General features: G+C 49.5%; 6 protein-coding genes. All 6 read left to right on the top strand.

Annotation, left to right across the window (positions count from 1 at the left end; translation table 11 throughout):
- Positions 1-344, top strand: a 344-nt coding sequence (locus Q0257_RS02115) for a phosphoribosylglycinamide synthetase C domain-containing protein (protein ID WP_298020971.1), incomplete at its 5' end; no start/stop codon positions are given.
- Positions 341-778 carry an RDD family protein gene (locus Q0257_RS02120; RefSeq protein WP_298020975.1) on the top strand — a complete coding sequence of 146 codons (438 nt, stop codon included), beginning with the start codon at positions 341-343 and terminating at the stop codon, positions 776-778. The genes Q0257_RS02115 and Q0257_RS02120, both read left to right, overlap by 4 nt.
- Complete coding sequence (locus Q0257_RS02125; RefSeq protein WP_298020977.1) at positions 765-3,023, top strand: LPS-assembly protein LptD; 2,259 nt, start codon at positions 765-767, stop codon at positions 3,021-3,023. Before Q0257_RS02120 ends, Q0257_RS02125 begins: the two co-directional genes overlap by 14 nt.
- The gene (locus Q0257_RS02130) at positions 3,023-3,742 is read left to right on the top strand and encodes a phosphoribosyltransferase family protein (RefSeq protein ID WP_298020979.1); all 720 of its coding nucleotides are present in this window, start codon (positions 3,023-3,025) and stop codon (positions 3,740-3,742) included. The genes Q0257_RS02125 and Q0257_RS02130 overlap by 1 nt, the downstream gene beginning before the upstream one ends.
- Positions 3,726-5,840, top strand: a complete 2,115-nt coding sequence (locus tag Q0257_RS02135; RefSeq protein ID WP_298020982.1) for a polyribonucleotide nucleotidyltransferase — start codon at positions 3,726-3,728, stop codon at positions 5,838-5,840. Before Q0257_RS02130 ends, Q0257_RS02135 begins: the two co-directional genes overlap by 17 nt.
- A 20-nt stretch (positions 5,841-5,860) precedes the next feature.
- Positions 5,861-6,715: a universal stress protein gene (locus Q0257_RS02140; protein WP_298020983.1), complete on the top strand. Its 855-nt coding sequence runs from the start codon at positions 5,861-5,863 to the stop codon at positions 6,713-6,715.
- Positions 6,716-7,044: the final 329 nt, after the last annotated feature.

Genomic DNA, 7,044 nt, shown 5'->3' on the forward strand with positions numbered 1-7,044 from the left:
TTTTATACAACGCCGCCGTAGGCAAGCTAAGTAGCATAAGCTTAAAAGAGCGATTCGCAGTGGGCGTCGTGATGGCTAGCGAGCGCTACCCTTACGGCTCTTCGCAGCCTGCATTGATCGAGGTCGGCGAAATTCCCGCGGGAGCGCATATCTGCTATGCAGGCGTGAGCGAGCGGGACGGGCAAATTTACGCTAGCGGCGGGCGCGTTTTGGTAAGCGTGGGCGTCGCGCAGAGCCTAAAGCAGGCGCGCGATGCGGCTTACGCGCTGTGCGAAAATATAAAATTTAGCGGCGCGCAGTATAGGCGCGATATCGCGTATCAAGCCTTAAGAGATAAAATTTGATCGTCGCTCCGCTTAGCAAGCGCGTAATCGCGTTTAGTATCGACGAAGCGGTGAGCGCAACGCTTTTTGTGGTCGTGCTATTTGCTATTGACGAGCCAGAGCTTGTCGCAGCGGCGCAGAGCGGAAGCAATCTTGAGGTACAAAAGATCGCGTCAAAATTCATTTTGCATTACGCGATAATAAAATTTTTATATCAGGCGATTTTTGTCTATCTATACGGTGCGACGCTAGGCAAGCTCGCGGTTAAAATTTATTGCGTCCGCGCTGACGGCAGCTCTATAGATATCGCTACTGCAGCGATCCGTGCGGCGGTTAGGTTGATAAGCGAGATGATCTTTTATATGGGATTTTTGGTGGCGCTTTTTACGAACTCGCGTCAGAGCCTGCATGATATGGCGGCGAAAACATTGGTGGTAGAGATTGAAAAAGAGTAAAAAATTTAAAATTCTAGCGCTTAGTTTTAGCGCTCTTTTAGCAAGCAGTGCGAGCGCAAAGGTCCAAGACGTCGAGCTTATAGCAGATAATGTCGAGAAAAACGGCTTTTTGACGGAGGCTAGTGGCAACGTAACGGTGTATTCGCAGGACTACTTTATCACCGCCGATCGCGCTACATACGACGAGCAAAACGGCATCATCGAGCTTTTTGGTAACGTCAATGCGATGCGTGGCAGCAGTGAAACTACGCGTGCGCAGCATGTCAAAATCGATCTGAAAAACGATAAGCAGCAAGCCGACGTAAATTTTATGATGGATAAGGACTCCGAGCTTTGGATGCAAAACGACGCCAGCTGCAGCGACAGCGAGTATTACCGCGTGGAGGGCTCCAGCGTATCTAGTTGCAACGTTACCGATCCTGATTGGCGTATCAAATTTAGCAGCGGCATGCTCAATAAAGAGAGCAAATTCCTCCATCTTTTTAATCCGAGATTTTACGTGGGCGACGTGCCGGTGCTCTATCTGCCGTATTTCGGCTTCCCGACCGACCGCACGCGCCGCACGGGCTTGCTACCTCCCGAGGCCGGCTTCATCAGCAAGGAAGGGATATATTATAAGCAGCCGATCTATTTCGCGCCTTACAATAGCTGGGATTTTCAGCTCGATCCGCAGGTGCGCAGCAGAAGGGGCTTTGGCGCCTACGGCACCTTTCGCTTTACGGAATCCCCGTACTCTTACGGAGAGATTAGAGGCGGAATCTTCGATAACTTTTCGCGGGCGCAAAAACGCCTCGAATACAAAAACGAGCGCCACCACGGCTTTGAGGTGCAATACGATCGCAGCAAGCTCGCGACCTATTTGCTAGACGGCGATCTGCGCGAAAATTTATGGATCGATTTTACTCAGCTAAACGACCTTGAATACTACGATCTGAAGGAAAAGGGCGGCCTTAGCGACGATGCGGATAATTCGCTCGTAACTTCGCGGCTGAATTATTATTTGACCTCAGACGAGCACTATTTTGGCGCTTACGGACGCTACTATATCGATACAAGCAAGCTAAACGCCGATAATACCTTCCGCAACGAAGATACCGTCCAAGAGCTGCCGACGCTGCAATATCATAAATTTAGCAATGATTTGGGACTGCCAAATTTGATCTATTCGCTTGATGCGAAGGCGCGTAATTACACCAGATGGGAGGGTGCGACTGCTCGTCAATACGAGTTTGACGTACCGATTAGTATAAGCACGCCGCTACTGGCGGATTATTTAAATTTCGCCTTTACCGAGCGAGTGTATATGACCAATATCGATTGGCACGATAAATTCTACTACGCAAACGGAGATCTTGGCGAGGATAAAAGCACTTTCTACGCTAATCAATACACCGAGCTTTCGCTCTACACCGACGTAGCCAGGGCTTACGATAGCTTGTATCATACGATGAGCTGGAGGGCGGATTTTAGAATTCCAAGCTGGCAGCAAGGCGACATCGAGGATAGAATTTTAAAGTATCATCAGTATAAATACGACCTTGCTCGCGGCGCAGTAGATCGCTCGCGGCTGGGTAACTTGCAAGACTCGCTTTATTGGGAGGATAACTTCTTAAGTGAGCTTAGTGACGAATACACTCACGAAAATGCAGCTTTAAGTATGACGCAGTTTTTTTATAATGAAGACGGACGTAAATTCTTACGCCATAGCGTCAAGCAGCGATATGACTTCGACGATCATGAGTTTGACGATTTAGAACACCGCATCGATGCGTATTTTGCAAATGGGCTAAATATCGGAAATCGCTTTACCTACTCGCATAAATATAAAAGCTTCGATAAGGTCTATACCTACGCCAACTACTCCAACGATGACTTTAGCTTTGGACTTAGTCACGCTTACGAATACGAAAAGCTAAGCATGGAGCCTAAACGCTATACGAAAGATAACTACGGCATCGTAAACGCCTCGGTAAATTTACCTAGGAATAATAAAATTTTTGGGCGTTGGGATTACGACTTGGAGCGATCTTATTCTAAAATGTGGCGCGTGGGGCTTTCTCATACGCGCAAGTGTTGGAATTACTCTTTTGTGTATCAAGAGGATATCGAGCCTAAAAATACCAGTACGACCGGCTACAGCAAAGCAAGCAAGGAGCGCGGAATTTACTTTCTCGTAAATTTCTATCCGTTCGGCGGAGTAGGGTATGATTTTTCAGTAGATAGCGAATACGGAAGCGAAAAATAATGACGCCTAGAGCTGAGCTGATGTTTGAAAACCAAATCGACGCCGCGATGAAACTTTCAGAAATTTTACCCGCTACCGTGATCAAAAACGATAATTTTCTAATAATCGCTCAGTCTTTGGAGTCACTTCCTATCGCAAACCATCTTGCTCTAAAGCTGGGGCTTGCTTATGAGTTTTTATTTACTGAGCCCGTTTTGGCGCCAAATAATCCGGAATGTGCGATTGCGTGCGTAAGCGAAACCCAAGAGATCGTGATGGTAGATGAGCTCGTGCGAAGCTTCGGCATCAGCCTGGATTATGTTTACGGACAGGCAAACAGACTTTATGAGGAGAAAATTTTAAAAAACATGTATAAATTTCGCAAGGGCGAGCTTTTGGGAAATTTAGAGAAAAAAAACATCATCTTGGTAGATGAGGGGTGTGAGAGCGGGCTGACCGCACTTACTTGCATAAAGACGCTCGTAAGCTTAAACGCCAAAGCGATCTTTTACGCCACGCCCGTTATCGGCAGCGATAATGCAGACGAGATCGCCATGCTAGTAGATGGAATTTATGCTGTTCACAAAATTAGAGATTTTGTGAACGTGGATTTTTATTACAAAGAAAAAACGCTCTCAAGCGCGGAGGAGATAATGCAAATTTTAAACAAATGCCCGCTTTATCTGCCGTTTCACGAGACTAACAAAAACAAGGAGAAAATTAATGCAGTGCAAAATTGAAGTAAATGGCAATACCGAAATTTTCGATATCAATAAGGTCGCAAAGCAAGCCGCGGGCGCGGCGCTTTTGCGCGTGAAAAACACCGTAGTGCTAGCTACCGTAGCGCGCGAAGAGACGCAGGTACAAGAGGACTTTTTACCCCTTACCGTGCAATATATCGAAAAGATGTACGCAGCGGGCAGAATCCCTGGAGGCTACATCAAGCGCGAGACCAAGCCGGGCGATTTTGAGACGCTAACGAGCCGCATCATAGATCGCTCGCTGCGCCCGCTCTTTCCAAAGGGATACGCGTATCCGACGCAGATCGTAGTTTACGTGCTATCTGCAGACCCCGAAGTCGATCTGCAAGTCGTTGCTCTTAATGCGGCGTCTGCGGCGCTGTATCTTAGCGATATCCCGATTAAAGCGCCCGTTTGCGGCGTGCGCATAGGTTATCAAAACGGAAGCTTCATCTTAAATCCGAGCAACTCCGCGCTTAAAGCTAGCGCGCTCGATCTTTACGTAGCGGGCGTCGGCGATGAGCTTTTGATGATAGAGATGCGCTCCTTGCCGCAGATTAATGGCGGCGCGCAACAGATGAATGAATTTAGCGAAGATCTGATGGTAGATGCGATCGATTTTGCCGCAAAGGCGATAAGTGTGGGTTCGGGCGCCTACGAAGAGGCTTTTCTGCCGCTTAAAAAGCCGGATGCGAGCCTGGAGTACAAGCCTGAGATAGAGGATGAGGATATCGCGGATTTTATCGACGCAAACTACAAAGACGCCGTCAAAGCGGCGATCAATCAGATGGCAAAGAGCGAACGCGCTACCGAACTAAATAAAATCGTGGATCAAATTTTGACGACCGAGGCCGCGGCGCAAAACGAATGGAGCAAAGAGGTGATCTCCAGCGTCATCGGCAAGTATAAGCGCGGCATCATCCGCACGCAGATCATCGAGGATCACCGTAGAGCTGACGGACGCGCGCTTGATGAGGTGCGCCCGATAAGTATCGAGACAAATATCCTGCCGTGTGCGCATGGAAGCTGCCTATTTACGCGCGGGCAGACGCAGGCTTTAGTCGTCACTACGCTAGGCGGCGATAGCGACGCGCAGCTAAGCGACAGCCTAACGCAGCTCGAGCCGATTAGCGATAGATTTATGTTTAACTATAACTTCCCGGGCTTTTGCGTCGGCGAAGCAAGCCCGCTCAAAAGCCCCGGCAGACGCGAGCTGGGACATGGAAATTTAGCCAAAAGAGCGCTATATCCGAGCATCGATCTAAACTCGCCGCAGTCTATCCGCGTGGTGAGCGAAATTTTAGAGAGTAACGGCTCAAGCTCGATGGCTTCGGTCTGCGGCGGCGCGCTATCGCTTCGGGCGGCGGGCGTACCTACGCTAAAGCTCGTTGCGGGCGTCGCGATGGGTTTAATTTTTGAGGGCGAAAAACACGCCGTGCTAACCGACATAATGGGGCTTGAGGATCACGACGGCGATATGGATTTCAAGGTCGCGGGCACCTATGAGGGCATCACCGCGCTTCAGATGGATATCAAGCTCGGCGGCATCAGCCTGGAGGTTTTAAAAGAGGCTCTCGCGCAGGCAAAGCAGGCTCGCGCGCATATTTTGGGCCTTATGGAGCAGGCGGATGCGGCGATCGTTATAAATAGGGACGTGCTTCCGAAGCTTGAAATTTTTAGCGTCGATCCGAGTAAAATCCCCGACATCATCGGCCAAGGCGGCAAGGTTATCAAAGAGATCACCGAAAGCTTCAGCGTAAATATCGATTTGGATCGCGAAAAGGGCGAGGTTAAGATCCAAGGCGCAAAATCGGGCGGCGTATCGGGCGCGAAAGATAAAATTTTATCGATAGTCTCAAATTCTCGCGATTTTCGCAGGCCGCGCGGCGAACGCAAAGAGGTAAAATTTCAAATCGGCGAGGAGTTTGACGGCGTGGTGCAAAGCGTACTGGATTTCGGTACCTTCATCTCGCTGCGAGACGGCGTGGACGGGCTACTGCGCGCTAAATTTATCACGACGCCTTATCGTGCGGGCGATGTGGTGCGCGTGCGCGTGACCGATCAGAAAGGCACTAAAATTTCACTGGAATTAGCTTAAAATTTTAATAGGAGTATGAGATGCAGCTTAAAAAGATTTTTTTCCCTATCGGCGGCGGCGAGGAGCTAGCCGAGCGCATACACGGAGCGCTACTAGTGAATAAATTTTTCGGTACGCACATCAACATAATGGCGTGCCAGCTCGATCCTAAGATGATCTACAATGTCCGTATGACGCTAAAAGGCGGCGTACTGATGGAGGAATTTTTAAAATCAGCGGGCGATGAGATGAGGGCTGAGCGCGAGGAGATCAAGGCGATCTTCGACGCCGAATGCGCCAAGCTGGGCCTAGATCAAAACGACGACGATCACGTCCCAAATAGCGCCGCTTTGAGGCATATGGTAGGTATCCGCTCCGAGCTGGTCGAGAAATACTCCAAATATTGCGATTTGGTGCTGGTTTCGGTGCCGCCTACGGGATCTATCACGGGCACATTCGAGGCGGCGGTCACCAAAAGCGGCAAGCCTTGCATCGTCATACCGCGCAAGCTGAAGGAGTTTAGGGCGGATAAAATTTTAGTTTCGCTTACCGGCACTGCGGCGTCTGCGCGAGCGCTCGATAATTGGCTGGAGCTTTTGCAGCGTGCCAAATCTATCACCGTCATTACCGCAAATCACTACCTTCAGGATGATCTTGCCGAAACGAAGCGCCGTATAAGCGATTATCTGGCTCTGCACGGCATTAAAATTGATGTTTTCGAGGCACTGAATGTCGAGGGCAAGATCCCGGGACAGGTGCTACTAGAGTACGCCGACGCGGGCGATTTCGATCTAATCGTCGCGGGCTTGCACTCAGACAGCGGCATAAAAGAGATATTCCTAGGCGGCGCGTCGAAATACTTCCTGCAAAAGACCAAAATTCCGGTCTTAATGTAGCTTGAGGCTTAGACGCCGTGTCGCAGCATATCGCTCGCATAGCGTCTAGGCTTAAGTCGGCTTTTAAGCGCCGCAAGCTAAAGCTTAAATTTTAATCGGCTCGCTTTAGCTTTGTTAGCCCGTCCGCAAATCGTGCAGTTATGCTATTTTGCATATGGGTTGCGATTAATTTTTATCGCTAGCTTTGCTGACGAGCCGCTTTTGCTTTGCTACGGCTAGCGGAGCAAATATATCCGCGGCGAGCAGAGTTAGCGGTCGCGGCAATCTCGCCGGTCTATCTTTAAGCGCGGCGAGTTTGGAATTTCCATGCTTGTCGTTTCAGCTGCGTC

Origin of the sequence: uncultured Campylobacter sp., from assembly GCF_938018035.1 — a bacterium.
Lineage (GTDB): Bacteria > Campylobacterota > Campylobacteria > Campylobacterales > Campylobacteraceae > Campylobacter_B.

Coding starts and splice junctions, on each gene's coding strand:
- Q0257_RS02130 (WP_298020979.1), top strand. CDS start 3,023: ATGACGCCTAGAGCTGAGCTGATGTTTGAAAACCAAATCGACGCCGCG.
- Q0257_RS02135 (WP_298020982.1), top strand. CDS start 3,726: ATGCAGTGCAAAATTGAAGTAAATGGCAATACCGAAATTTTCGATATC.
- Q0257_RS02140 (WP_298020983.1), top strand. CDS start 5,861: ATGCAGCTTAAAAAGATTTTTTTCCCTATCGGCGGCGGCGAGGAGCTA.